This is a genomic window from Burkholderia sp. Ac-20349 (assembly GCF_017104865.1).
In the GTDB taxonomy this organism is placed as follows: domain Bacteria; phylum Pseudomonadota; class Gammaproteobacteria; order Burkholderiales; family Burkholderiaceae; genus Burkholderia; species Burkholderia aenigmatica.
Map to the genome: position 1 here is coordinate 1 of NZ_JAAGPM010000364.1, position 772 is coordinate 772.

The 772-nt window shown below is 72.0% G+C and carries 1 protein-coding gene and 1 pseudogene; both read right to left on the reverse strand.

Annotated features, from left to right (window positions below; translation table 11 throughout):
• The coding region (locus G3N61_RS39240; protein WP_205825142.1) for a biotin/lipoyl-binding protein at positions 1 to 531 on the reverse strand (531 nt) is incomplete at its 3' end.
• Positions 531 to 772: pseudogene (locus G3N61_RS39245) on the reverse strand (RND transporter); the annotation flags it as partial. The gene G3N61_RS39240 and the pseudogene G3N61_RS39245, both read right to left, overlap by 1 nt.

A 772-nucleotide genomic window follows, 5' to 3' on the forward strand; every position in this document is an offset into this window, starting at 1 on the left:
CTGCGCGCCGGCGACCGCCGCCCGCGCACGCGCGAGTTCCTCGGGAGCGACGATCTCGACCGACGCGCCCGAGCGCGCGGCGAACGCGCGCTGCGCGAGCGACAGGTCGGCGCGCCGCGCGTTCACGGCCTCGACGTACATCGTGTTCGAGATCTTCGCGTTCGCGACCTGCCGCACGGCCTGTGCGAGCTGCGCCTTCGCCTGCGCGAACGCGACCGACGCCTCGGTGTCGTCGAGCTTCACGAGCGTCTGGCCGGCGCGCACGACCTGCGTATCGGCGACCACGACGTCGGTCACCGATCCGGGGATCTGCGCGGCGACCTGCACGATGCTGCCGGCGACGTAGGCGTCGTCGGTGTCTTCGTAATAGCGATCGCTCAGCAGCCAGTACGCGATCCATGCAAGCGCGGCCACCAGCACGACCGCGAAGAACACGATGAAGCGCTTGCGGCGCGTCGCGCGGCGCGCGTCGAGTGCCGGGTCGTTCAGGGCAGCCGGCGGCGCGGCGGTATGAAGGTTGTCGTGGTGCATCAGTCGCTTTGCGTAACGATCAGACGATCGTGCTGGAACAGGGGGATCGGCGGCATGACCGACGGGTTCGGCGCCGGATTCGCCGCGGCCGCGCGCGCGAGAACGGGGTTAGCGCGAAGCGTCGTGCCGACAGCCGGCGTGCGTGCCGCGTCGTCGCGTCGTGCAGTCCCCGCATTCGATGCAGCGACGGCCTGCGGCACGGCCGCGCCCGCCGCCCGCGCATCGGCCGACGGCCCGGTCG